23 protein-coding genes and 1 pseudogene are annotated in these 25,314 nt (G+C 61.3%); 11 read left to right on the plus strand and 13 right to left on the minus strand.

All coding sequences use genetic code 11. The annotated features are described in order from the left end of the window. Positions 1 to 153 precede the first annotated feature (153 nt). Together rep and KVG91_RS12390 are read left to right on the plus strand one after the other, a co-directional pair. The gene (gene rep / locus KVG91_RS12385; protein ID WP_169374907.1) at positions 154 to 2,163 is read left to right on the plus strand and encodes a DNA helicase Rep; all 2,010 of its coding nucleotides are present in this window, start codon (positions 154 to 156) and stop codon (positions 2,161 to 2,163) included. A gap of 57 nt (positions 2,164 to 2,220) precedes the next feature. Continuing rightward, positions 2,221 to 2,793 (plus strand): xanthine phosphoribosyltransferase, encoded by a 573-nt coding sequence (locus KVG91_RS12390; RefSeq protein WP_169374906.1) that lies wholly within the window; start codon positions 2,221 to 2,223, stop codon positions 2,791 to 2,793. A gap of 148 nt (positions 2,794 to 2,941) precedes the next feature. On the opposite strand, the gene KVG91_RS12395 is transcribed toward KVG91_RS12390, so the two are convergent. The 6 genes from KVG91_RS12395 to dadA form a co-directional block, all read right to left on the minus strand. Continuing rightward, positions 2,942 to 4,864 (minus strand): acetyl-CoA hydrolase/transferase family protein, encoded by a 1,923-nt coding sequence (locus KVG91_RS12395; RefSeq protein WP_169374905.1) that lies wholly within the window; start codon positions 4,862 to 4,864, stop codon positions 2,942 to 2,944. Positions 4,865 to 4,997: 133 nt separating this feature from the next. Beyond that, complete coding sequence (locus tag KVG91_RS12400; protein ID WP_169374936.1) at positions 4,998 to 5,414, minus strand: c-type cytochrome; 417 nt, start codon at positions 5,412 to 5,414, stop codon at positions 4,998 to 5,000. A 179-nt stretch (positions 5,415 to 5,593) separates the two neighbouring features. Continuing rightward, entirely contained in the window at positions 5,594 to 6,142 is a 549-nt protein-coding gene (locus tag KVG91_RS12405; RefSeq protein WP_003176893.1) for a cupin domain-containing protein, read from the minus strand. 116 nt (positions 6,143 to 6,258) lie between these two features. Then, complete coding sequence (alr, locus tag KVG91_RS12410; protein ID WP_169374904.1) at positions 6,259 to 7,332, minus strand: alanine racemase; 1,074 nt, start codon at positions 7,330 to 7,332, stop codon at positions 6,259 to 6,261. 83 nt (positions 7,333 to 7,415) lie between these two features. Then, a complete protein-coding gene (locus KVG91_RS12415) occupies positions 7,416 to 7,769 on the minus strand; it encodes a RidA family protein (protein ID WP_169374903.1) in 354 nt (117 codons plus the stop codon). Next, a complete protein-coding gene (gene dadA / locus KVG91_RS12420; protein ID WP_169374902.1) occupies positions 7,741 to 9,042 on the minus strand; it encodes a D-amino acid dehydrogenase in 1,302 nt (433 codons plus the stop codon). Before dadA ends, KVG91_RS12415 begins: the two co-directional genes overlap by 29 nt. Positions 9,043 to 9,197: 155 nt before the next feature. Here dadA and KVG91_RS12425 point away from each other — a divergent pair, with 155 nt between their 5' ends. Beyond that, a complete protein-coding gene (locus tag KVG91_RS12425) occupies positions 9,198 to 9,686 on the plus strand; it encodes an Lrp/AsnC ligand binding domain-containing protein (protein ID WP_169374901.1) in 489 nt (162 codons plus the stop codon). A 127-nt stretch (positions 9,687 to 9,813) separates the two neighbouring features. Here the strand turns inward: KVG91_RS12425 and KVG91_RS12430 are convergent, their stop codons facing one another. Then, positions 9,814 to 10,167, minus strand: coding sequence for a YkgJ family cysteine cluster protein (locus tag KVG91_RS12430; protein WP_016975913.1), 354 nt, complete (start codon positions 10,165 to 10,167; stop codon positions 9,814 to 9,816). A gap of 113 nt (positions 10,168 to 10,280) precedes the next feature. Here KVG91_RS12430 and KVG91_RS12435 point away from each other — a divergent pair, with 113 nt between their 5' ends. After that, positions 10,281 to 11,573, plus strand: a complete 1,293-nt coding sequence (locus KVG91_RS12435) for an NAD(P)/FAD-dependent oxidoreductase (RefSeq protein WP_169374900.1) — start codon at positions 10,281 to 10,283, stop codon at positions 11,571 to 11,573. Between the two features lies 1 nt (position 11,574). Here KVG91_RS12435 and KVG91_RS12440 read toward each other — a convergent pair whose 3' ends face one another. Continuing rightward, on the minus strand, positions 11,575 to 11,799 hold the full coding sequence (locus KVG91_RS12440) for a DUF1127 domain-containing protein (protein WP_169374899.1): 225 nt from the start codon (positions 11,797 to 11,799) through the stop codon (positions 11,575 to 11,577). A gap of 169 nt (positions 11,800 to 11,968) precedes the next feature. Between KVG91_RS12440 and KVG91_RS12445 the strand changes: the two genes are divergently transcribed. Both KVG91_RS12445 and KVG91_RS12450 read left to right on the plus strand, forming a co-directional pair. Further along, positions 11,969 to 13,393: an aminotransferase-like domain-containing protein gene (locus tag KVG91_RS12445; RefSeq protein ID WP_169374898.1), complete on the plus strand. Its 1,425-nt coding sequence runs from the start codon at positions 11,969 to 11,971 to the stop codon at positions 13,391 to 13,393. Between the two features lie 61 nt (positions 13,394 to 13,454). Further along, positions 13,455 to 15,023 (plus strand): phospholipase D family protein, encoded by a 1,569-nt coding sequence (locus tag KVG91_RS12450; RefSeq protein WP_169374897.1) that lies wholly within the window; start codon positions 13,455 to 13,457, stop codon positions 15,021 to 15,023. Between the two features lie 126 nt (positions 15,024 to 15,149). Here KVG91_RS12450 and KVG91_RS12455 read toward each other — a convergent pair whose 3' ends face one another. Both KVG91_RS12455 and KVG91_RS12460 read right to left on the minus strand, forming a co-directional pair. Continuing rightward, positions 15,150 to 16,292, minus strand: a complete 1,143-nt coding sequence (locus tag KVG91_RS12455) for an MFS transporter (RefSeq protein ID WP_169374896.1) — start codon at positions 16,290 to 16,292, stop codon at positions 15,150 to 15,152. 180 nt (positions 16,293 to 16,472) lie between these two features. Beyond that, entirely contained in the window at positions 16,473 to 17,966 is a 1,494-nt protein-coding gene (locus KVG91_RS12460) for an aldehyde dehydrogenase (protein WP_169374895.1), read from the minus strand. Positions 17,967 to 18,196: 230 nt separating this feature from the next. Here KVG91_RS12460 and KVG91_RS12465 point away from each other — a divergent pair, with 230 nt between their 5' ends. Then, positions 18,197 to 18,559, plus strand: a complete 363-nt coding sequence (locus tag KVG91_RS12465) for a cupin domain-containing protein (protein ID WP_169374894.1) — start codon at positions 18,197 to 18,199, stop codon at positions 18,557 to 18,559. A gap of 101 nt (positions 18,560 to 18,660) precedes the next feature. On the opposite strand, the gene rpmG is transcribed toward KVG91_RS12465, so the two are convergent. Continuing rightward, a complete protein-coding gene (gene rpmG, locus KVG91_RS12470; RefSeq protein ID WP_003176906.1) occupies positions 18,661 to 18,816 on the minus strand; it encodes a 50S ribosomal protein L33 in 156 nt (51 codons plus the stop codon). An 11-nt stretch (positions 18,817 to 18,827) separates the two neighbouring features. After that, positions 18,828 to 19,061, minus strand: a complete 234-nt coding sequence (rpmB, locus tag KVG91_RS12475) for a 50S ribosomal protein L28 (RefSeq protein ID WP_003176907.1) — start codon at positions 19,059 to 19,061, stop codon at positions 18,828 to 18,830. Between the two features lie 458 nt (positions 19,062 to 19,519). On the opposite strand from rpmB, the gene KVG91_RS12480 reads away from it, so the two are divergent. Beyond that, entirely contained in the window at positions 19,520 to 21,112 is a 1,593-nt protein-coding gene (locus KVG91_RS12480; protein ID WP_169374893.1) for an ABC transporter substrate-binding protein, read from the plus strand. Positions 21,113 to 21,139: 27 nt separating this feature from the next. Here KVG91_RS12480 and radC read toward each other — a convergent pair whose 3' ends face one another. After that, complete coding sequence (radC, locus tag KVG91_RS12485; protein WP_076952036.1) at positions 21,140 to 21,814, minus strand: RadC family protein; 675 nt, start codon at positions 21,812 to 21,814, stop codon at positions 21,140 to 21,142. A gap of 152 nt (positions 21,815 to 21,966) precedes the next feature. Between radC and coaBC the strand changes: the two genes are divergently transcribed. From coaBC to KVG91_RS12500, 3 genes and pseudogenes are all read left to right on the plus strand, one after another. After that, positions 21,967 to 23,175 carry a bifunctional phosphopantothenoylcysteine decarboxylase/phosphopantothenate--cysteine ligase CoaBC gene (gene coaBC / locus KVG91_RS12490; RefSeq protein WP_169374892.1) on the plus strand — a complete coding sequence of 403 codons (1,209 nt, stop codon included), beginning with the start codon at positions 21,967 to 21,969 and terminating at the stop codon, positions 23,173 to 23,175. Between the two features lie 5 nt (positions 23,176 to 23,180). Further along, positions 23,181 to 23,636 (plus strand): dUTP diphosphatase, encoded by a 456-nt coding sequence (gene dut, locus KVG91_RS12495; protein WP_169374891.1) that lies wholly within the window; start codon positions 23,181 to 23,183, stop codon positions 23,634 to 23,636. A 239-nt stretch (positions 23,637 to 23,875) separates the two neighbouring features. Further along, a pseudogene (locus tag KVG91_RS12500) lies at positions 23,876 to 25,297 on the plus strand (phosphomannomutase/phosphoglucomutase); the annotation flags it as partial. Between the last annotated feature and the right edge of the window lie 17 nt (positions 25,298 to 25,314).

Consider the following 25,314-nt stretch of genomic DNA (forward strand, 5'->3'; position numbering starts at 1 on the left):
ATTAGTCTCACATAACCCCCACATCCTGCGGCAAAGTAACAAAACCGGCAAATTTAGATCGAGTGGTACGTCACACTGTCGTTCTGACAGAGCAGAATCCTGCCAGCCTGTTAAAATGCCCGCCCTTTTGAATAACGACTCCCTGAATTCCGTATGTCCCGACTCAATCCCCGGCAGCAAGAAGCCGTGAACTACGTCGGCGGCCCTCTATTGGTGCTCGCCGGTGCAGGCTCCGGCAAGACCAGCGTGATCACCCGCAAGATCGCGCACCTGATCCAGAACTGCGGCATCCGCGCCCAGTACATCGTCGCCATGACCTTTACCAACAAGGCCGCGCGTGAGATGAAAGAGCGTGTCGGCACCCTGCTCAAAGGTGGCGAAGGCCGTGGCCTCACCGTGTGCACCTTCCACAACCTGGGCCTGAACATCATCCGCAAGGAACATGCGCGGCTGGGCTACAAGCCGGGCTTCTCGATCTTCGACGAGACCGACGTCAAGGCCCTGATGACCGACATCATGCAGAAGGAATACGCAGGCGACGACGGCGTGGACGAGATCAAGAACATGATCGGCGCCTGGAAAAACGACCTGGTCCTGCCCGCCCAGGCCCTGGAAAACGCACGCAACCCCAAGGAGCAGACCGCCGCCATCGTCTACACCCACTATCAGCGCACGCTCAAAGCGTTCAACGCGGTGGACTTCGACGACCTGATCCTGCAGCCGGTCAAGCTGTTCCAGGAACACGCCGACATCCTTGAGAAATGGCAGAACAAGGTGCGCTACCTGCTGGTGGACGAATACCAGGACACCAACGCCAGCCAGTATTTGCTGGTGAAGCTGCTGATCGGCACACGCAACCAGTTCACCGTGGTGGGCGACGATGACCAGTCGATCTACGCCTGGCGCGGCGCCCGCCCGGAAAACCTGATGCTGCTCAAGGTCGATTTCCCGTCCTTGAAAGTGGTGATGCTGGAGCAGAACTACCGCTCCACCAGCCGCATCCTGCGCTGCGCCAACGTGCTGATCTCCAACAACCCCCACGAGTTCGAAAAGCAACTGTGGAGCGAGATGGGCCACGGCGATGAGATCCGCGTGATCCGCTGCCGCAACGAAGACGCCGAAGCCGAGCGCGTGGCCGTGGAAATCCTCAGCCTGCACCTGCGCACCGACCGGCCTTACAGCGATTTCGCCATCCTGTACCGCGGCAACTACCAGGCCAAGCTGATCGAGCTGAAACTGCAGCATCACCAGATTCCGTATCGCCTGTCCGGCGGCAACAGCTTTTTCGGACGCCAGGAAGTCAAGGACCTGATGGCCTACTTCCGCCTGATCGTGAACCCGGACGACGACAACGCCTTCCTGCGCGTGATCAACGTGCCCCGCCGGGAAATCGGCTCCACGACCCTGGAAAAGCTCGGCAATTACGCCACCGAACGCAAGATCTCGATGTACGCCGCCACCGATGAAATCGGCCTGGGCGAGCACCTCGACACGCGCTTCACCGATCGCCTGTCGCGCTTCAAGCGCTTCATGGACAAGGTGCGCGAGCAATGCGCCGGCGAAGACCCGATCAGCGCCCTGCGCAGCATGGTCATGGACATCGACTACGAGAACTGGCTGCGCACCAACAGTTCCAGCGACAAGGCCGCGGATTACCGCATGGGCAACGTCTGGTTCCTGATCGAAGCACTGAAAAACACCCTGGAAAAAGACGAAGACGGCGAAATGACCGTCGAAGACGCCATCGGCAAACTGGTGCTGCGCGACATGCTCGAGCGCCAGCAAGAAGAGGAAGACGGCGCAGAGGGCGTGCAGATGATGACCTTGCATGCCTCCAAGGGCCTGGAATTTCCCTATGTGTTCATCATGGGCATGGAAGAGGAAATCCTTCCGCACCGTTCCAGCATCGAGGCCGACACCATCGAAGAAGAACGGCGCCTGGCCTACGTGGGCATTACCCGCGCGCGTCAGACCCTGGCCTTCACCTTTGCCGCCAAGCGCAAGCAATACGGCGAAATCATCGACTGTGCCCCCAGCCGGTTCCTCGATGAGCTACCGCCGGACGATCTGGCGTGGGAAGGCAATGACGACACGCCCACCGAAGTGAAGGCCGTTCGCGGCAACACCGCCCTGGCGGATATACGCGCGATGTTAAAGCGCTAGAATCGACTACTTTTTAATCGACTTTCGGCGCACACCCGCCATTAGAGGAAGCTTTCCGTGGAAGCACTGCATAAGAAAATTCGCGAAGAAGGCATCGTGCTTTCAGATCAAGTACTCAAGGTCGACGCCTTTTTGAACCACCAGATCGATCCGGCGCTGATGAAGCTGATCGGCGACGAATTCGCCGCGCTGTTCAAGGATTCGGGCATCACCAAGATCGTCACCATCGAGGCCTCGGGCATTGCACCGGCGATCATGACGGGCCTGAACCTTGGCGTGCCGGTGATCTTCGCGCGCAAGCAGCAATCCCTCACCCTGACCGAAAACCTGCTGTCGGCGACGGTGTATTCCTTCACCAAGAAGGTCGAAAGCACCGTGGCGATTTCCCCGCGCCACCTGACCAGCAGCGACCGCGTGTTGGTAATTGATGACTTTCTGGCCAACGGCAAGGCGTCCCAGGCATTGATTTCGATCATCAAGCAGGCGGGCGCGACGGTCGCGGGCTTGGGGATCGTGATCGAAAAGTCGTTCCAGGGTGGCCGCGCGGAGCTGGATGCGCAGGGTTATCGGGTTGAGTCGCTGGCGCGGGTTAAATCGCTGGCGGGTGGTGTAATCACCTTTATCGATTAATCGCGACCTCGCACGTATCTGGTGCGAACACGGTTAAACATGTGGGAGCGGGCTTGCTCGCGAATGCGCAGTGTCAGTCAATACATCATTGACTGACAGACTGCATTCGCGAGCAAGCCCGCTCCCACATTTGGTTTTGTGGTGTCTGTTAGTGCGCGGTTGCCTGTAAACCCGCCAGCAATAGGCGCTGATACAGCTCCTCTTTCAAACCCTGCGGCTTATCCAACTGCATCCGCTTCAAATGCTCAGGAAATGCCTCCGGCTCCGGCGCGTCCAGCGCGGCCTTGCCCAGCTCCAGAATCTCCGTCAGCTTGAACTTGCTCTTGAGCCAGTTCAGCGCGCGCAACAGGTCCCGCTCCTCATCCGTGAAATCACTGCCCAGCGGATACTCCGTAAACAACCGACGATGGCGCGCTTGAATAGCCTGCAACCGCTCGGGCGTGTTGTCGGCAAAGCGCGGATCCAGTTGAAAGTCCTTGGGCAACTTGCCGGCCTTCTGCGCCTGCTCGATCAAATCATGCTGGAAGCGTGAATCGGTGATGTTGAGCAACGCTTCGATCACCTTGGCATCCGTCTGGCCACGCAGATCGGCGATTCCGTATTCGGTGATGACAATATCCCGCAGGTGCCGGGGAATCGTGCAGTGACCATACTCCCAGACGATATTGGAACTGACCTCCCCCGCCGACTCACGCCAGCTGCGCAGGATCAGGATCGACCGCGCGCCTTCCAGTGCATGGCCCTGGGCAACGAAGTTATATTGCCCGCCCACACCGCTGAGCACTCGACCCTCTTCAAGCTGGTCAGCCACGCCTGCGCCGAGCAGCGTCACCATGATCGCGCTGTTGATAAACCGCGCATCCAGGCGTTGCAGGCGCTTGAGTTCTTCCTGGCCGTAGAGCTCGTTGATGTAGCTGATGCAGGTCATGTTGAATTCGAGACGCTTGGCGTGGGTCATTTCCTGCAAGCGCTGGTAAAAACTGCGCGGGCCGAGAAAGAAACCGCCGTGGATCGAAATGCCGTCAGGCTGCGCCGCGTCGTCGAGGGTGCCGGCGTTGGCCCGCTCCTGGGTTGCCACGTCAGGGTAGACTTTGCGGCGGATAATCCCCGCGTCCGCCAGCACCAACAGACCGTTGACGAACATCTCGCTGCAGCCGTAAAGGCCGCGGGCGAAGGGATCGACCCCGCCTTCACGGCTGATCAGGGGCGCCCATTGGTACACGTCGAGGTCGGTCAGCAGCAATCGATAGGCTTCGTTGTCGGCCTGGCGCGCCAATAGCGCGGCGGTCAGCGCATCGCCCATGGAGCCAATGCCGATCTGCAAGGTGCCGCCGTCGCGCACCAGGGTGCTGGCATGCAGGCCGATAAAGTGATCCTGGAAACCCACCGGCATATTCGGCGTGGAGAACAGCGTGGTGCTGTCTTTTTCGTCGATCAGGTAATCGAAGGCATCCATGCCCAACTCGGCATCCCCAGGCATGTAGGGCAAATCGCTGTGGACTTGGCCGACGATCAGCACGGTTTCCCCGGCGTCACGGCGTTTGGCGATCATCGGCAGCAGATCAAGGGTGATGTCCGGGTTGCAGCTCAAGCTCAGGCGGTCGGGATGGTCGGTGCTGCTCGCCACCAGTTGCGCCACCAGGTTCAGCCCTGCAGCGTTGATGTCGCGGGCAGCGTGGCTGTAGTTGCTGCTGACGTAATCCTGCTGGGCCGACTCGCTGTGGAGCAAGCTGCCCGGCTGCATGAAGAACTGCTGCACGTGGATGTTTTTCGGGAGACGGTCTTTCTGCAGGTCGGCGAGGAAATCCAGTTCGGGATAATCGCCAAACACCCGCTCGATAAAGGGTTCAAGAAAGCGTTTCTGCAAGCCGTCGCCCAGTGTGGGTCGGCCCAGGCTCAACGCGGTATAGATCGTCAACGACCGTTCGGGCAACTTGGCGACACGGCGGTACAGGGCGTTGGCAAACAGATTGGGCTTGCCCAGGCCAAGCGGCATGCCCATGTGGATATGCGCCGGCAGGCGCGCCAGTACGTCTTCAACTGCTTGCTCGATTGAACACAACTGCACCATCCGACCCTCCTGAACATTCCATGATTGGGGCTTGGACAGAGCGTGGCGGGTCTTTGCTGCAAAGAACAGCCTGGAAACACAAATTAGGCCCACAAAAAAGCCGCTGATCAGCGGCTTTTTTACGAAGACCGGTTTATTTCAGACCCGACATCTTCTGGATTGCGCCCTTGAGCTCTTCATCCGAGCAATCCGCACATGTGCCCTTGGGCGGCATGGCGTTGATGCCCGTGATGGCCTTGGCCAGAATGCCATCGAGGCCACCCTGATGGTCGGCGCGCTCTTTCCAGGCCGCGGTATCGCCGATTTTCGGGGCGTTCAGCAGGCCAGTACCATGGCAGGCGTTGCAGTGCTTGGCGATCACTTCGTCCGGGGTCTTGGCTCCCCCGCCACCGCCCGCCGCCACTGCGACTTCCATCCCCTTGCATTCCTGGCCTTGGACGCAAACCTGGCCCACAGGCTCCAGGCGCTTGGCAATGTCATCAGTGGTCGCAGCTTGAGCGCTGACAGCCCATAGGGCCAGTACGGTTGCTGGTGCGGCCAGCATTTTCATAATTAGGTTCACGCGTTCACCCTCATGGTGGCTATTCACGCCTGCGGCCACGGTTTCGCAGGCGGCGAAAGTATAACGGTTAGCCCGCCTGGCCGAAACAACCCTATTAAATAAAGGGAGATTCAGTCTCGCGGATACTGCACGGGTGTCTCTGCAACGCTGGCAGGACGCCTCTTTTGTTAAAAGTTCGCGGGGGTGGCTGCGCTGATTAGTCGCGCCGGCACGTCGAACGGATTGCGAAAACGATGGGGCTTGGTACTTTCAAAGTAGTAGCTATCGCCCGCTTCGAGCACAAAAGTTTCGAGACCGACCACCAACTCCAGACGGCCCTCCACCAGAATCCCGGTTTCCTCGCCTTCGTGGGTGAGCATTTCTTCGCCCGTATCGGCACCCGGCGGGTAGATTTCGTTGAGAAACGCAATCGCCCGGCTAGGATGCGCCCGGCCCACCAGTTTCATGGTGACGGCGCCGTCGGAGATATCGATCAGCTCATTGGCTTTATAGACGATCTGGGTCGGTATTTCCTGGAGGATCTCCTCGGAAAAAAACTCGACCATCGACATGGGGATGCCGCCCAGCACCTTGCGCAAGGAGCTGATCGAGGGACTGACGCTGTTTTTTTCGATCATCGAAATGGTGCTGTTGGTGACACCCGCGCGCTTGGCGAGCTCCCGCTGGGAAAGACCTTTCAGTTTACGGATGGATTGCAGTCGTTCGCCGACGTCCAATGCAGGTGCCTCCTAGGATTCAGGCTTTGTTGTAATTGAGCGTTATCATGGCGACAGCGTTCAGTATTTACAACACTTGGGCCTAAATCCCGGGCAGAGGCGTTCGTGCCTGGCGCTCAAGCGCCGCAATAGAGCCTTGGCACGCGGCGCAGGTTGCAGAACAGCTGGTAGGGAATGGTCTCGGCGCATACCGCGACGTCACTGGCAAGGATCTGTTTGCCCCACAGTTCCACCGTGGAACCGAGCCCGGCCTGCGGCACGTCGGTCAGGTCGATGCACAGCATGTCCATGGACACGCGCCCCAGCAACTGGCTGCGTTGCCCGGCCACCAGCACCGGCGTGCCCGTCGGTGCATGGCGCGGGTAGCCGTCGGCATAACCCATGGCCACCACACCGATGCGCATCGGTTTTGGCGTAATGAACTTGGCGCCGTAGCCCACCGGCTCGCCGGCCGGCAGTTCACGTACGCAGATAACCTTGGATTCCAGGGTCATCACCGGCTGCAGACGCGATGCCACCGCCTGTTCTTCGCCGAACGGCGTGGCGCCGTAGAGCATGATGCCAGGGCGCACCCAATCACTGGACACCTTCGGCCAGCCCATCACCGACGGCGAATTGCGCAGGCTGACCTCGGCCGACAAGCCTTGGCGCGCCGCTTCAAATACCGCCACCTGTTCATCACTGCGCCCGCAGTCGAGTTCATCGGCGCGGGCAAAGTGGCTCATCAACACAATCTTGGCCACTTTTGCGCTGGCCAGCAGGCGCTGGTAAGCCTCGTGGTAATCCTTGGGGTGCAGGCCAACGCGGTGCATGCCCGAGTCGAGCTTGAGCCAGATGGTCAGCGGTTTGCCCAGCCTCGCCTGTTCGATGGCCTCCAGTTGCCACAACGAATGCACCACGCACCATAAGTCATGCTCGATGATCAGCGGCAGCTCGTCAGCTTCGAAAAAACCTTCCAGCAGCAACACCGGCGCACGGATGCCCGCGGCGCGCAGCTCCAAGGCTTCCTCGATGCAGGCCACGGCAAACCCATCGGCCTGGGCCTCCAGCGCCTGGGCCACGGGCACGGCGCCATGGCCGTAGGCATCGGCCTTGATCACGGCAAGGGCCTTGGCCCCCGCGACTTCGCGAGCCAGTTGGTAGTTGTGGCGCAGGGCCTGGAGGTCGATCAGGGCACGGGCTGGGCGCATGGCGGCGGGCTTCTAGGCGGCAGAGTGAAAAAACCGGCACTGACAGATTGCGCCAGCGCCGGGAAAGGGATCTTTGTTAAGGGTTAAGGCAGGGCCGCCACGACGGACAGCTCTACCAGAATTTGCGGTTCGCACAGTTTGGCTTCAACCGTGGCGCGAGCCGGGGCGACACCCTTGGGCAGCCACTCGTCCCACACGCGGTTCATGCCGGCAAAATCGGCATCGATGTCTTTCAGGTAGATCGTCACCGACAGCAGCCTGGTCTTGTCGGTACCGGCCAGGTCCAGCAGGCGCTCGATATTGGCCAAGGTTTCCCGGGTCTGCTGTTCAATGCCGGCATTCATGTCGTCGCCGACCTGCCCGGCCAGGTACACGGTACCGCTGTGGACAACGATCTGGCTCATGCGCTCATTGGTGAGCTGGCGCTGGATTGACATGTTTTGCGGACTCCTGGTGGTTGCCATAACGGGAAATATCGAGGCCGGCGGCACTGATCTGCGGCGTTTTTTTCGCCATCAGATCGGCCAGCAAACGGCCGGAACCACAGGCCATGGTCCAGCCGAGGGTACCGTGGCCGGTGTTCAGGAACAGGTTCTTGAACGGGGTGGCACCGACAATCGGCGTGCCGTCGGGTGTGGTCGGGCGCAAGCCGGTCCAGAACGTGGCTTCGGTCAGATCACCGCCCTGAGGATAAAGGTCGTTGACGATCATCTCCAGGGTTTCGCGCCGGCGCGGGTTGAGCGACAGGTCAAAACCGGCTATTTCAGCCATGCCGCCGACGCGGATGCGGTTGTCGAAACGGGTGATCGCGACCTTGTAGGTCTCGTCCAGAATGGTCGAAGTCGGTGCCATCGCCGGGTTGGTGATCGGCACGGTCAGCGAGTAACCCTTGAGCGGGTAGACCGGCGCCTTGATCCCCAGCGGCTTGAGCAGTTTCGGCGAGTAGCTGCCGAGGGCCAGCACGTAGCGGTCGGCGGTTTCCAGCGCGCCATCGACCCAGACGCCGTTGATGCGGTCGCCGGCGTAATCGAGGCGCTGGATGTCCTGCTCGAAACGGAATTGCACACCCAATTGCTTGCACATGTCGGCCAGGCGGGTGGTGAACATCTGGCAGTCGCCCGTCTGGTCATTTGGCAGGCGCAGGGCACCGGCGAGGATATCGGTGACACTGGCCAGGGCCGGCTCGACGCGGGCGATGCCGGCGCGATCGAGCAGTTCGAACGGCACGCCGGACTCCTTCAATACGGCAATGTCCTTGGCCGCGCCGTCAAGCTGGGCCTGGGTGCGGAACAGTTGGGTAGTCCCAAGGCTACGGCCTTCGTAGGCGATGCCGGTCTCGGCGCGCAGTTCATCAAGGCAATCGCGGCTGTACTCAGACAGACGCACCATGCGCTCCTTGTTCACCGCATAACGGCTGGCGGTGCAGTTGCGCAGCATCTGCGCCATCCACAGGTATTGATCGATATCGGCGGTGGCCTTGATCGCCAGCGGTGCGTGGCGCTGCAACAGCCATTTGACCGCCTTGAGCGGCACGCCCGGAGCGGCCCATGGCGACGCGTACCCAGGGGACACCTGGCCGGCGTTGGCGAAACTGGTTTCCATCGCAGCGGCGGGCTGACGGTCGACCACGACCACTTCAAAGCCGGCCCGCGCCAAATAGTAGGCACTGGTCACACCAATGACGCCGCTACCCAAGACCAGAACGCGCATTTTATATCCTCATCGCGGGCAAGGCCGCTGACGTGTGTTATTCGAGCAATGATGAGCGCAGTGTAAAAAACTATAGCCAGTGCAATTCACTATATAAGTGCCTATATTTGGCGACAATTCTCGGCAAAAACCCTTTTCACAGAGGCGTATCCCCTATGCGTACCAACACCCAGTCCAAACGGGAGCTGGACAAGATCGACCGCAATATCCTGCGCATCCTGCAGACCGATGGGCGTATTTCATTCACGGAGCTGGGGGAAAAGGTCGGCCTGTCGACCACGCCGTGCACCGAGCGCGTGCGCCGGCTGGAGCGTGAGGGGATCATCATGGGCTACAACGCGCGGCTCAACCCCCAGCATTTAAAGGGCAGCTTGCTGGTATTTGTCGAGATCAGCCTCGATTACAAGTCCGGCGACACCTTTGAGGAGTTCCGCCGCGCCGTGTTGAAGCTGCCCCATGTGCTGGAGTGCCACCTGGTGTCGGGGGACTTCGACTACCTGGTGAAAGCGCGGATTTCAGAGATGGCGTCTTATCGCAAACTGCTCGGCGATATCCTGCTCAAACTTCCCCATGTGCGCGAATCCAAGAGCTATATCGTGATGGAAGAGGTGAAGGAGAGCCTGAACCTGCCGATCCCGGATTGACTGACACAACACGCTCAATGTGGGAGCTGGCTTGCCTGCGATAGCGGTGGATCAGTCAGCACCTGTTTACCTGACATACCGCTATCGCAGGCAAGCCAGATCCCACATTTTTAACCGCACGCATCCTTCAAACCAGCACTTGCCGCGTACTCGCCATGTACTCATGAATCTGCTTTTCCACCCGCGGATGAATCAGCTCAACAGGCCTGCGGCCGTTCGGGCACGGCAACGTCTTGGTAGTGCCGAACAGCCGGCAGATCAGCGGCCTTTCGTCGTAAACCGTGCAACCATTGGGCCCCAGGTGCACGCAGTTCAACTCATCCATGGCCGCGTCCTGCTCGGCGGCGGTCTTACGTGGCAGGCGTGACATCTCCTCGGGCGAAGTGGTCACCGGCCCACAGCAATCGTGGCAACCGGGGACGCATTCGAACGACGGTATCTGCCGACGCAGCGCGCTGATTTTCTGACTGTTGCAACTCATCGAAATACATACCGAACGGTGAATAGCCGTGGATTCTGCCGCAAAATGAGCTGCGCAGACAGCTTCGTCCGACCGTTGTATCCTGCGTCAAATTTTCCAAACAGGCATGCCCCATGACCGCCAGCGCCCAGCACACCGCTTCCTACTACGCCGCAAGCAGCCTGCCGCAGCCCGACTACCCGGCGCTTACGGGAGAAGTGACGGCCGACGTGTGCGTGGTTGGCGGGGGCTTTTCCGGGCTCAATACGGCACTGGAGCTGGCCGAACGCGGTTTCAGCGTGGTGTTGCTCGAAGCGCGCAAGATCGCCTGGGGCGCGAGCGGACGGAATGGCGGCCAATTGATTCGCGGCGTCGGTCACGGCCTGGACCAGTTCGCCAATGTGATCGGCACCGACGGCGTACGCCAGATGAAGCTGATGGGCCTGGAAGCCGTGGAAATTGTGCGTGAGCGCGTCGAGCGCTTCCGCATCCCCTGCGACTTGACTTGGGGCTACTGCGACCTCGCCAACAAACCGCGTGACCTGCAGGGTTTGGCCGAAGACGCTGAAGAACTGCGCAGCCTGGGTTACCGACATGCAGTACGCCTGCTGCACGCCAGCGAAATGGGCAGCGTGATCGGTTCCGAGCGTTATGTAGGCGGCATGATCGACATGGGCTCCGGCCACTTGCACCCGCTGAACCTGGCCCTGGGTGAAGCCGCCGCGGCGCAGCAACTGGGCGTGAAGCTGTTCGAACAGTCCGAAGTCACGCGCATCGACTACGGCGCTGAAGTCAACGTGCACACTGCCCAAGGCAACGTGCGCGCCAAGACCCTGGTACTGGCGTGCAATGCCTACCTCAATGGCCTCAACCCTCACTTGAGTGGCAAAGTGCTGCCCGCCGGCAGTTACATCATCGCCACCGAGCCGTTGAACCAAGCCCAGGCTGCCAGCCTGTTGCCGCAGAACATGGCGGTGTGTGACCAACGTGTCACGGTAGACTACTTCCGACTGTCCGCCGACTGCCGCCTGCTGTTCGGCGGTGCTTGCCACTACTCCGGCCGTGACCCCCAGGACATCGGCGCCTATATGCGCCCGAAGATGCTGCGCGTGTTCCCGCAATTGGCCGAAGTGAAGATCGATTACCAATGGGGCGGCATGATCGGGATCGGGGCGAACCGCCTGCCGCAGATTGGCCGACTGGCCGACCAACCCAACGTGTATTACGCCCAGGCCTACGCCGGCCACGGGCTTAACGCCACGCATCTGGCGGGCAAGCTGTTGGCCGAAGCGATCAGCGGCCAGCAACAGGGCCGCTTTGACCTGTTCGCCCAGGTGCCGCACATGACCTTCCCCGGTGGCAAGCACCTGCGCTCGCCGCTGCTGGCCCTGGGAATGCTCTGGCACCGCCTCAAGGAGCTGGTCTAAGTCAGCTGCGCCAGAAAGGTTTCAAGCCTTCCTGGCGTGCCTGTTCAGCGCTCAGCCCGACGTCGCGAAGTTGCTCGCGGCTCAGGTGCAGCAAGGCCTTGCGCGTGTGACGACGCTGCCAGAACACACGCCAGCAACTGTTATGGCGCGGCGCCGTCGCCCGTTCCTGTCCGGCCTCCAACTCCTGGCTGTGTAACGCCAGCCGCACATCGCTCATTCCGTTCATGTGTATTGCCCCTCATTTGCCGTATTTGCCATGAGAGACCAGCATGGGTGCGTGGTAAAAACCATTACAGATTCAACCAAACTTTATTAAAACCATACAGACCCTGCCTATGAGCGGCTGAATCCTGTATTTTGCGCTTATTTGTACTGGTCACCAGGGAGCGACCGCCATGACCCTCTATGTGAACCTCGCCGAATTACTGGGCACGCGTATCGAACAGGGCTTCTACCGCCCCGGTGATCGCTTGCCTTCTGTACGGGCCTTGAGCGTGGAGCACGGGGTCAGCCTGAGCACCGTGCAGCAGGCCTACCGTTTGCTGGAAGACAATGGGTTGGCGATGCCCAAGCCGAAATCCGGCTACTTCGTACCGGTCGGTCGCGAGCTGCCCGCGCTGCCTGAGGTTGGCCGCCCGGCCCAACGGCCGGTGGAGATTTCCCAGTGGGACCAGGTGCTGGAGTTGATCCGCGCGGTCCCGCGCAAAGATGTCATACAGCTGGGTCGCGGCATGCCGGATGTATTGTCGCCCACCCTCAAGCCCCTGCTGCGCAGCCTGGCGCGGGTGAGTCGCCGCCAGGACTTGCCCGGCCTGTATTACGACAACATCCTCGGCTGTATGGACTTGCGTGAGCAAATTGCGCGGCTGTCATTGGATTCCGGCTGCCAGCTGACCGCCGAGGATATTGTGATCACCACCGGATGCCATGAGGCGCTGTCGGCCAGCATTCACGCTATCTGTGAACCCGGCGATATCGTCGCGGTGGACTCACCGAGCTTCCACGGCGCGATGCAGACCCTCAAGGGCCTGGGCATGAAAGCCCTGGAAATCCCCACCGACCCGATCACCGGCATCAGCCTTGAAGCCCTGGAATTGGCCCTGGAGCAGTGGCCGATCAAAGTCATCCAGCTGACGCCCAACTGCAACAACCCGCTGGGCTACATCATGCCGGAAGCGCGCAAACGCGCGTTGCTGACCCTGGCTCAGCGTTTTGATGTGGCGATCATTGAAGACGATGTGTACGGCGAACTGGCCTACAGCTACCCGCGCCCGCGTACCATCAAGTCCTTCGACGAAGACGGCCGTGTCTTGTTGTGCAGTTCCTTCTCGAAAACCCTGGCCCCCGGCCTGCGCATCGGTTGGGTCGCGCCCGGCCGATACCTGGAACGGGTGCTGCACATGAAGTACATCAGCACCGGTTGCACCGCCACGCAGCCACAAATCGCGATCGCCGAGTTCCTCAAGGGCGGGCATTTCGAGCCCCATTTGCGCCGGATGCGCAGCCAATACCAACGCAATCGCGACCTGATGCTCGATTGGGTCAGCCGTTATTTCCCTGCGGGCACCCGCGCCAGCCGCCCCCAGGGCAGTTTCATGCTGTGGATAGAACTCGCCGAGGGTTTCGATACCCTCAAGCTCAACCGGATGCTGGTGGAGCAAGGCGTACAGATCGCGGTGGGTAGCATCTTTTCCGCGTCGGGCAAATACCGCAACTGCCTGCGCATGAACTACGCCGCCAAGCCAACCGCTCAAATCGAAGAAGCCGTGCGCAAGGTCGGTGCGGCCGCCAGCAAAATGCTGGCCGAAGCGGTCGACTGACCTTTCCAGGGAAATGGCCGTCATATACCGACAACGCCCTGATCTGGAAGCGACTCCCTTGATGATTCAACGGCTATTTCCGTTTTTCCTGTTGGGAGCCCTGGCCCTGGGCGGCTGCGCCACGGTGAGCGCGCCGCGAATCCCCAGTGACGCCCTGCCCGCTGCGCAATCGTCGTTCGGCCGCTCGATCCAGGCCCAGGCCGCGCCTTACCAGGGCCGCTCGGGTTTCCGCCTGCTGCCCAACAGCAGCGAGGCGTTCATGGCCCGCGCCGAGTTGATCCGCAACGCCCAGACCAGCCTCGACCTGCAGTACTACATCGTGCATGACGGCATCAGCACCCGCATGCTGGTGGACGAACTGCTCAAGGCGGCCGACCGTGGCGTTCGCGTGCGCATCCTGCTGGACGACACCACCAGCGACGGCCTCGACCAGGTCATCGCCACCCTCGCGACCCATCCCAGCATCGAGATCCGCCTGTTCAACCCCCTGCACCTGGGGCGCAGTACCGGCGTGACGCGGGCCATGGGCCGCCTGTTCGACCTGTCGCTGCAACACCGGCGCATGCACAACAAGCTGTGGCTGGCGGACAACAGCGTGGCCATCGTCGGCGGACGCAACCTGGGGGACGAATATTTCGATGCCGAGCCCAACCTGAACTTCACCGATATCGACATGCTCAGCGTGGGGCCGGTGGCCGAGCAACTGGGGCACAGTTTCGACCAGTACTGGAACAGCGCGCTGAGCAAGCCGATTGCTGATTTCGTCTCCGTTACGCCGTCCAGAGTCGACCTGGCCGCTGCGCGCGTGCGCCTGGAAGCCTCCCTGGCCGAGTCGCGCCAGCAAAACCACGCGCTGTACAACCGCTTGCGCACCTACCAGACCCAACCGCGCATGGACACCTGGCGCCGGGAGCTGATCTGGGCGTGGAACCAGGCACTGTGGGACGCACCGAGCAAAGTGCTGGCCAAGGCCGACCCGGACCCTCGGTTGTTGCTCACCACGCAACTGGCGCCGGAACTGGACGGGGTCACGCATGAGTTGATGATGATCTCGGCGTATTTCGTGCCGGGGCAACCGGGGCTGGTGTACCTGACCGGCCGCGCCGATGCTGGCGTGTCGGTCAGCCTGCTGACCAACTCCCTGGAAGCCACTGACGTACCGGCGGTGCACGGTGGTTATGCACCCTATCGCAAGGCATTGCTGGAACACGGGGTCAAACTCTACGAGCTGCGTCGCCAGCCGGGTGACCCCAGCGCAGGCAGCGGGCCGCACCTGTTTCGACGCGGCTCGTTCCGTGGCTCGGATTCCAGCCTGCACAGCAAGGCGATGATCTTCGATCGCACGAAATCATTTATCGGCTCCTTCAACTTCGACCCACGTTCAGTGCTGTGGAACACCGAGGTCGGCGTGCTGGTGGACAGCCCCGAGTTGGCGGAGCACGTGCGCAACCTGGCGCTGCAAGGCATGGCGCCAGCGTTGAGCTATGAAGCGAAATTGCAGGACGGGCAAGTGGTGTGGGTGACCGAAGATAACGGTCAATTGCACACCCTGACCCACGAGCCGGGCAGTTGGTGGCGCAGGTTCAACGCCTGGTTTGCTACCTCTGTCGGGCTGGAACGCATGCTCTAAAGCCAAAAGAGGTCACTGTGGGAGCCGGGCTTGCCCGCGATAGCGCAGTGTCAGGCAACGGGTGAGCTGGCTGAGCCACCGCTATCGCAGGCAAGCCAGCTCCCACATTTTGACCGTATTTCAAGATTAGGCCGGCTGTGCAACGCCGAATGCCCCCTGGCGCAACAACAGCAGCACCAACCCCAACGCACCGGCCGCCATCAGCAGTGGCAACGCATGCCCGCTGATCCACTGGCTGCCAGCACCGGCCACCAGCGGGCCGATCAGGCAACCGATACCCCACAGCTGCGCTACGTGAGCATTGGCGCGCACCAGCGCATCGTCGCGGTAACGCTCGCCAATCAGGATCAACGACAGCGTGAACAGCCCACCGGCACTGGCACCGAACACCACCCATACTGGCCAGATCAGCGGTGTATGCAGCAACAACGGGACGGCCAGGCTCGACACCAGCAGCAGCACCGCGCAACTCAGGAATAGCGTGCGCCGCGGCAGGTAGTCGGCCAGCGCGCCAATCGGCAGTTGCAGCAGCGCGTCGCCCACCACCACGGTGCTGACCATCGCCAAGGCGACCTCAGCGGTGAAGCCTTGTTGCAGGCAATACACCGGCAACAACGTCAGAATCATCGCCTCAAATGCGGCAAACAAGGCCACCGCCCAGGCGATGGCCGGCAGGCTCAGGCAGAAGCGCCACAGGTCGGCAAAGGTCACGCTGAAGGACTCGGCGGTCGGCGCGCCGGTACGGCCCAGCAACAGCAAGGGCGCGACCACCAACAGGCCGACGCCGACCCAGAACCCGTAGTCATGGTCGGTGCCGATCAAGCCCAGCAGCAAGGGGCCCGAGAGTTGGCTCAAGGCATAACTGCAGCCATACAGCGCCACCAGCCGGCCACGCCACTGCTCCACCACCAACTGGTTGATCCAGCTTTCGCCGAGGATAAACACGATGGTCAGGATCACCCCGATCATCAGCCGCAGCACCAGCCACACCGGGTAGTTGGGCAGGATGGCCAGCAAGCCGATGGACACCGCGCCAGCCCAGAGGCACAGGCGCATGAGATTGGCGGTGCCGAGCCATGACGCCATGCGACTGGACACCTTTGCGCCGAGCAGTACGCCAAAGGCCGGCATCGCCGCCATCACCCCGATGGCGAAACTGCCATAGCCCCAGCTTTCAAGGCGCAGGGACACCAGCGGCATGCTGACGCCCAGGGCCAGCCCGACGCTGAGCACCGAGGCCAGCACGGCGAAATAAGTCGCCCAACGCATTTCCACGCTCCTGTGGATAATTTTGAAGGTCACGCAAAACAGTATGGGAGCGGGCTTGTGCGGGAGCCGGGCTTGCCCGCGATGCAGACGCCTCGGTGTGTCAGCCACACCTCGGTGATGCTATCGCAGGCAAGCCAGCTCCCACACAAGCCCGCTCCCACATTTGAACTGCGGTGCTACTTAGAGTTTGATCCAGGTCGCCTTGAGTTCGGTGTACTTGTCGAACGCATGCAGCGACTTGTCGCGGCCGTTACCCGACTGCTTGAAGCCGCCAAACGGCGCGGTCATGTCGCCGCCATCGTACTGGTTGACCCACACGCTGCCGGCACGCAGCGCCTTGGCGGTCAGGTGCGCCTTGGAGATATCGGCGGTCCACACCGCTGCGGCCAGGCCGTAGACCGTGTCGTTGGCGATCTTGATCGCCTCTTCGGCGCTGTCGAAGGTGATCACCGACAGGACCGGGCCAAAGATTTCTTCCTGGGCGATTTTCATCGCGTTGGTCACGCCGTCGAAAATCGTTGGCTCGACATAGGTGCCACCGGTTTCTTCCAGGGTGCGCTTGCCACCGGCGACCAACTTGGCGCCATCGGCATGGCCGGCTTCGATGTACGAGAGCACGGTGTTCATCTGCTGGGTGTCCACCAGCGCGCCCACGTTGGTGGCAGGGTCCAGCGGGTTGCCAGGTTTCCAACCCTTCAGGGCCTCGATCACCAGCGGCAGAAAGGTGTCTTTGATGGAGCGCTCCACAAGCAGGCGCGAACCGGCGGTGCAGACTTCGCCCTGGTTGAAGGCGATGGCACCGGCGGCGGATTCGGCGGCGGCTTGCAGGTCCGGCGCATCGGCAAACACGATATTCGGGCTCTTGCCACCGGCTTCCAGCCACACGCGCTTCATGTTCGACTCGCCGGAGCGGATCAACAGCTGCTTGGCGATCTTTGTCGAACCGGTGAACACCAGGGTGTCGACGTCCATGTGCAGCGCCAGCGCATTGCCCACGGTGTGACCGTAGCCCGGCAGCACGTTGAACACGCCTTTTGGAATACCGGCTTCAACCGCCAGGCCCGCGATGCGGATGGCCGTCAGCGGGGATTTTTCGGACGGCTTGAGGATCACCGAGTTACCAGTCGACAGCGCAGGCCCCAGCTTCCAGCAGGCCATCATCAGTGGGAAGTTCCACGGCACGATAGCGCCGACAACACCAACAGGCTCGCGCGTCACCAGACCAAGCTGGTCATGCGGGGTCGCGGCAACTTCGTCGTAGATCTTGTCGATGGCCTCGCCGCTCCAGCTCAGGGCATTCGCCGCGCCGGGTACATCGATGTTCAGGGAGTCGCTGATCGGCTTGCCCATGTCCAGGGTTTCGAGCAACGCCAGCTCTTCGGCATTGGCCTTGAGCAACGCGGCGAAACGGAGCATGGCGGATTTGCGCTTGGCTGGCGCCAGGCGCGACCAGACGCCGGAATTGAAGGTGGCGCGGGCGTTTTCCACGGCGCGCTGGGCGTCGTCGGCGTCACAGCTGGCAACAGTGGCCAGCAGGCGGCCATCGACCGGGCTGATGCATTCGAAAGTGTCACCGGAAACGGCGGCGGTGTACTCGCCATTGATGTAGGCGCGGCCTTCGATCTTCAGGTCCTTGGCGCGTTGCTCCCAGTCGGCACGGGTCAGGGTGGTCATGCGAGTGTCCTCCTCTTATTGAATACGAGGGCCGGGCGATGTCCCCCGGCAGCCTCAAAGAATGCTTGCCCCGCCAGCCAGTTGTTCGGCTCAAGGCAGCTGCCACCCTAAACCAGCGGCCGGGGATGTTTCAATATATTTGACATTACACGGGTAAACGCCCTTGCGATGTTCATTTTAATAAACATAGACTTTGGGCTCTCCAACCGCAGGCCAGACGGGACACGCACATGAGCATCCAGGATATCGTCGACTTCAGCCAAGCCAACACCGCCCCCGAACGCTACCGCCCTGACGCCGAAAAAATCCTCAAGGGCGACCCGGAGCAGACCGTCTACAACCACTACAACAGCCCCTGCGGCCAGATGAACGCGGGTGTCTGGGAAGGTGAGGTCGGGCAATGGAAGGTCAATTACACCGAGCACGAATACTGCGAGATTGTGCAAGGCGTGTCCGTGCTGCGCGATGCCGATGGCAATGCCAAGACCTTGCGCGCCGGTGACCGCTTCGTGATCCCCGCCGGCTTCAGTGGCACTTGGGAAGTGCTGGAACCGTGCCGCAAGATCTACGTGGTGTTTGAACAGAAAGCTTGAGGTTGCAGCGGGACGCAGAGCGTCCGGGGCGGGGTTACCACCAGGCAAAAAAAAGCCCGGATCGTGAGATCCGGGCTTTTTTTCACAAGGAAGAAAATCAATTACTTGATTTTGCCTTCTTTGTAGATCACGTGCTTGCGAACGCGCGGGTCGAACATTTTCTTTTCGAGCTTGTCCGGGGTAGTACGCTTGTTCTTGTCGGTAGTGTAGAAGTGACCAGTACCGGCGCTAGAGATCATTCGAATCAATTCACGCATGATAGAGCTCCTTAGATCTTGCCAGCGGCACGAATTTCGGCCAGCACGACAGTGATGCCACGCTTGTCGATAATACGCATGCCTTTGGCAGATACACGCAGGCGAACAAAACGTTTCTCTTCTTCAACCCAGAAGCGGTGATGCTGCAGGTTCGGCAGGAAACGACGACGGGTTTTGTTATTTGCGTGGGAAATGTTATTCCCAGTCACCGGACCCTTACCGGTAACTTGACAGACTCTCGACATGCCTCAGCCCTCTAAAACCACATGCCCAACCCGGCATGGGTTGGCCGCTTAATCTCTCAGTCATTTGGCGCCAGGCGCCGCGTTTCTTTAGGGTCTTACCGGCTACACCTACAAGCGAAGGAACCGGGCCCCTAGAAAAGAGCGCTGCTTTATACCAGAAAGACCCAGGTGCAACAACAGCCCGTGTGTTTTTACCGGCGTAAATCCGCGCAAAACATACTTGAACCGTTGCCAGGAGGGGCCGCTGCCCCAGCCGACCGCTCGTCGCACAGAATGATTTACAGCGCCGGCGTGCACCGTGAAGAACTCGACGAAACGCGCTGAGGCGCCATCAAAACAGCATTTGGGGCAAAAGCACAGGCAAAAATGGACTAGTCATTTAGCAATCAGACCACTACGGTAGGACTTTTCCAGACTGCACTCGCAGATGGGCCTTCGATCTGCACAGGAAACCGAACATGCGCCTCGCTGCCCTACCGCTCTTGCTTGCCCCTCTATTTATCGCTCCGGCGGCGCTCGCGGCCACCAACCTGAGCGTTTGCACCGAGGCCAGCCCGGAAGGGTTCGATGTGGTGCAATACAACTCGCTGACCACCACCAACGCCTCCGCCGATGTGCTGATGAACCGCCTGGTGGACTATGACGCAGCCAGCGGCAAGCTGGTGCCAAGCCTGGCCGACAGCTGGGAAGTCTCGCCGGATGGCCTGACCTATACCTTCAAGCTGCACCCGGGCGTGAAGTTTCATCGCACCGAATACTTCACGCCAAGCCGTGCCCTGACCGCCGAAGACGTGCGCTTCAGCTTCGAGCGCATGCTCGACCCTGCCAACCCGTGGCACAAGATCGCCCAGAGCGGCTTCCCACACGCCCAGTCCCTGCAGTTGCCCACCCTGGTCAAGAAGATCGACGCCCTCGACCCGCTGACCGTGCGCTTCACCCTGGATCACGCCGACTCTACCTTCCTCGCCGCCCTGAGCATGGGCTTTGCCTCGATCTATCCGGCGGAATACGCCGATAAACTGCTCAAGGCCGGCACGCCGGAGAAGCTCAACAGCCAGCCGATCGGCACCGGGCCGTTCATTTTCAGTCGTTTCCAGAAAGATGCCGTGGTGCGCTACAAAGCCAACCCGGACTATTTCGCCGGCAAACCGGCGGTGGATAACTTGATCTTCGCCATCACGCCGGATGCCAACGTGCGCCTGCAGAAGTTGCACCGCAACGAATGCCAGATCGCCCTGTCGCCCAAGCCGCTGGATGTGGGCGCGGCCGAAAAGGACCCGGCGCTCAAGGTCGAAAAAACCGCCGCGTTCATGACGGCCTTCGTGGCCATCAACAGCCAGCACCCGCCCCTGGACAAGCCCGAAGTGCGCCAGGCGATCAACCTGGCCTTCGACAAGGCCAGCTACCTCAAGGCCGTATTTGAAGGGACTGCCGAAGCGGCCAACGGACCGTTCCCGCCCAACACTTGGAGCTACGCCAGGGACCTGCCGGGTTATCCACAGGACCTCGCCAAGGCCAAGGCATTGCTGCAACGCGCCGGCCTCAAGGACGGTTTCAAGACCACTATCTGGACCCGTCCCACCGGTAGCCTGCTCAACCCCAACCCGAACCTGGGCGCACAACTGCTGCAGGCGGACCTGGCCAAAGTCGGCATCCAGGCCGAAATCCGGGTGATCGAATGGGGCGAGCTGATCCGTCGTGCCAAAGCCGGCGAACATGATCTGCTGTTCATGGGCTGGGCCGGCGATAACGGCGACCCGGATAACTTCCTCACCCCGCAGTTCTCCTGCGCGGCGGTGAAGTCCGGCACCAACTTTGCGCGCTACTGCGATCCGGCGCTGGACAAGCTGATCAGCGCCGGCAAGACCACCAGCGAGCAAGGGGTGCGCAGCAAGCTGTATCAACAGGCCCAGGCACAGATCCAGCAGCAGGCGCTGTGGCTGCCGTTGGCGCACCCGACGGCGTTTGCCCTGGCGCGCAAGAGTGTCCAGGGCTATCAGGTGAGCCCGTTCGGGCGCCAGGATTTTTCGAAGGTCAGCGTCAAGCCCTGAGCACCAGGCCCGCCCCTCGGGGCGGGCCTACATCCAGCCATATTCCGCCATCGACAACGGGTCGCCATCCCCAACGATGATGTGATCCAGCACCCGCACATCCACCACTTCCAGGGCCTTCTGCAGGACCTTGGTCAATTTTCGATCAGCTGCACTGGGCTCGGCGCTGCCGGAAGGATGGTTGTGGCACAGGATCAACGCCGCCGCGTTATACGCCAGGGCACGCTTGACCACCTGCCGGGGGTAGACCACGGCGGCGTCGATGGTGCCTTGGGACAACGCCTCGAAACCCAGCACCCGATGCTTTGAATCAAGAAACAGGCAACCGAAGATCTCATGGGGCTCATGGCGCAGCAGTGCCTTTAGGTAATCGCGCACGGCCACCGGGCTTTCCAACACCGAATCGGTGCGCAGGCGTTCGGCCATATGGCGCCGGGACATTTCCAGCACCGCCTGCAACTGGGCAAACTTCGCCGGCCCCAGCCCCAACTGCTGGCTGAACAGGGTCTGGCTGGCCTCCAGCAGCGGGCGTAAACCGCCAAATTGCGCCAACAGGTGGCGCGCCAGGTCCACCGCGCTTCTGCCAGAAACCCCTGTACGCAGGAAGATCGCCAGCAACTCGGCATCCGACAGGCTCGCCGCGCCCCATTCCAACAGTTTCTCTCGCGGCCGCTCTGCCACCGGCCAATCGCGAATACTCATCCTGACTCCCTCTCCCTATGCGCCACGTGCAGCGCTGTTGCCTCGCGGACGCTGTGTTATCGTAGGCCCTCTTTTTTGCATGTGATTTCCCCTGGGGAGGGGGCATCGCAGGCGTCACTGAACCGGCATCACTGAACTGGAAAGGCAAACCAATGCAGCGTCTGTATCGCAAACGCATCGTTCTCGGCGTCGGCGGCGGCATTGCCGCCTACAAGAGCGCAGAGCTGGTCCGCAGGCTCCTTGACCACGGCGCCGAGGTGCGCGTGGTCATGACTCGCGGCGGCAGTGAGTTCATCACGCCACTGACCATGCAGGCCCTGTCCGGGCACCCGGTTCACCTGGACCTGCTGGACCCGGCAGCCGAAGCCGCCATGGGCCATATCGAGCTGGCCAAATGGGCCGACCTGGTGCTGATCGCCCCGGCCACCGCCGACCTGATCGCGCGCCTGGCCCAGGGGATCGCCGATGACCTGCTGACCACCCTGGTACTCGCCACCGACGCCACCGTCGCCATTGCCCCGGCCATGAACCAGGCCATGTGGCGCGACCCGGCCACCCAGGCCAACACGCAACTGCTGCAAAACCGTGGCCTGAAGGTGTTCGGCCCGGCGTCCGGCAGCCAGGCCTGCGGCGATGTCGGCATGGGCCGCATGCTCGAAGCCACCGACCTGGCGCTGTGCGCCGCCGAATGCTTCCAGCACCTGGCCCTGACCGGCAAGCACGTGCTGATCACGGCGGGCCCGACCCAGGAGAACATCGACCCGGTGCGCTACATCACCAACCATAGCTCAGGGAAAATGGGTTTTGCGCTGGCCGAAGCGGCGGTCGAGGCAGGCGCACGCGTCACTCTGATCACCGGCCCGGTGCATTTGCCGACCCCGGATCGGGTCACGCGAATCGACGTAGTCAGCGCCCGCGACATGCTGGCGGCCTGCGAGGCGGCTATTCCGTGCGACCTGTTTATCGCCTCGGCAGCGGTTGCGGATTACCGCCCGGAAGTTGTCGCCCCACACAAACTCAAGAAAGACCCTACAAGCGGTGACGGTCTGCTCCTGCAAATGGTGCGCAACCCGGACATCCTGGCCACCATCGCCACGCGTCCGGACCGCCCGTTCAGTGTCGGTTTCGCTGCCGAGACCGAGCATTTGCTGGACTACGCGGCACGCAAATTGAAAGACAAAAACCTCGATCTGATCGTTGCCAATGATGTCGCCAACCCAAGCATCGGCTTCAACAGCGAGGAAAATGCCTGCAGCGTGATTGACCGCGAGCTGCATGCCACCCTTTTTGCCCAGACCAGCAAAGGCAAAATTGCCCGCCAACTGATCTCTTTTATCGCCCAACGGCTGAACCAGGTTTAATCTCCATGCACGCTTTGCAAGCCAAGATCCTCGACCCCCGCATCGGTACCGAATTCCCGCTGCCCGCCTACGCCACTCCAGGCTCCGCCGGCCTCGACCTGCGCGCCATGCTCAAGGCCGACACCGTCCTTGAACCGGGCCAGACCCTGCTGATTCCGACCGGCCTGTCGATCTACGTGGGCGACCCTGGCCTCGCCGCGCTGATTTTGCCGCGCTCCGGCCTGGGCCATAAGCACGGCATCGTGCTGGGCAACCTGGTGGGCCTGATCGACTCGGACTACCAGGGCGAGCTGATGGTGTCGTGCTGGAACCGTGGCCAGACCACGTTCAAGATCGCCGTGGGTGAGCGCATCGCACAGTTGGTGCTGGTGCCGGTGGTACAGGCGCAGTTCGAGCTGGTGCAGGCATTCGATGAAACCCAACGCGGCGCCGGCGGTTTCGGGCATTCCGGCAGCCGCTGACTAAGCTGAGTCAGGCCGGGCAACGTAGCCCGGCCAGACGCCAAGTCCCAGGCGCTTCAGGACGAAGAATGCGTGGATTTTATCGGTGGAAATTTTTTATAAAAATCAATGCGTTACGTGACCATCGAGACAAGGCCGGTGCGCCGATGGCATTTTTGCACCACGAACTCTCTGCCGAAAACACCGTCATACCCTTCAGTTTGAGCCTGCCGGTCAGTCATTAAGGCCAGCCTTGCCCCCTTCAGATGGAGTTTCCCCCCGCGATGAGTACCGCAGCCCGAGTAGCCCCGACATTCCCCGACAGCATCTTTCGCGCCTATGACATTCGTGGCGTGGTGCCCAAGACGCTGACCGCCGAAACCGCCTACTGGATTGGCCGCGCCATCGGCTCCCAAAGTTTGGCCCAGGGCGAGCCCAACGTCTCGGTCGGCCGTGACGGTCGCCTGTCCGGCCCCGAGCTGGTAGAACAACTGATCCAGGGCCTGGCCGACAGCGGCTGCCACGTCAGCGACGTGGGCCTGGTGCCTACTCCGGCGCTGTACTACGCCGCCAACGTACTGGCTGGCAAATCCGGGGTGATGCTCACCGGTAGCCATAACCCGTCGGACTACAACGGCTTCAAGATCGTCATCGCGGGCGACACCCTCGCCAATGAACAGATCCAGGCCCTGCACACGCGCCTCAAAACCAACGACCTGACCAGCGGCCAGGGCACCGTCACCAAAGTCGACATCCTGCAGCGCTACTCTGACGAAATCACCCGCGACGTCAAACTCGCGCGCCGCCTCAAGGTGGTGGTGGATTGCGGCAACGGCGCGGCCGGCGTAATCGCCCCGCAGTTGCTTGAGGCCCTGAACTGCGAAGTGATCCCCTTGTTCTGCGATGTCGACGGCAACTTCCCCAACCACCACCCGGATCCGGGCAAGCCCGAAAACCTGGTGGACCTGATCGCCAAGGTCAAGGAAACCGGGGCTGACGTCGGCCTGGCCTTCGACGGCGACGGCGACCGTGTGGGTGTGGTGACCGAGACCGGCGAGATCGTGTTCCCGGACCGCTTATTGATGCTGTTCGCCCGGGACGTGGTGGCGCGCAATCCTAACGCCGAGATCATCTTCGACGTGAAATGCACCCGCCGCCTGACGCCGCTGATCAAGGAGTATGGCGGTCGCCCGCTGATGTGGAAGACCGGTCATTCGTTGATCAAAAAGAAAATGAAGGAAACCGGCGCCCTGTTGGCCGGCGAAATGAGCGGCCACGTGTTCTTCAAGGAGCGCTGGTTCGGCTTTGATGACGGTATCTACAGCGCCGCGCGCCTGCTGGAGATCCTCAGTAAGGAAAAATCGACGTGCGAGGAGCTGTTCCAGACCTTCCCGAACGATATTTCCACGCCAGAGATCAATATCCATGTGACCGAAGAGAGCAAATTCAGCATCATTGACGCACTGCACGATGCGCAATGGGGCGAAGGCGCCGAGCTGACCTCCATTGATGGTGTGCGAGTCGATTACGCCAAAGGCTGGGGCCTGGTTCGCGCGTCCAACACCACACCGGTGCTGGTCCTGCGTTTCGAGGCGGATACCGAGGCTGAGTTGCAGCGCATCAAGGACGTGTTCCACGCCCAGTTGAAACGTGTTGCCCCTGATCTCCAATTACCGTTCTGATTTTCTACCGGAGCCCT

This window comes from Pseudomonas azadiae, from assembly GCF_019145355.1.
GTDB classification, from domain to species: Bacteria; Pseudomonadota; Gammaproteobacteria; order Pseudomonadales; family Pseudomonadaceae; genus Aquipseudomonas; species Aquipseudomonas azadiae.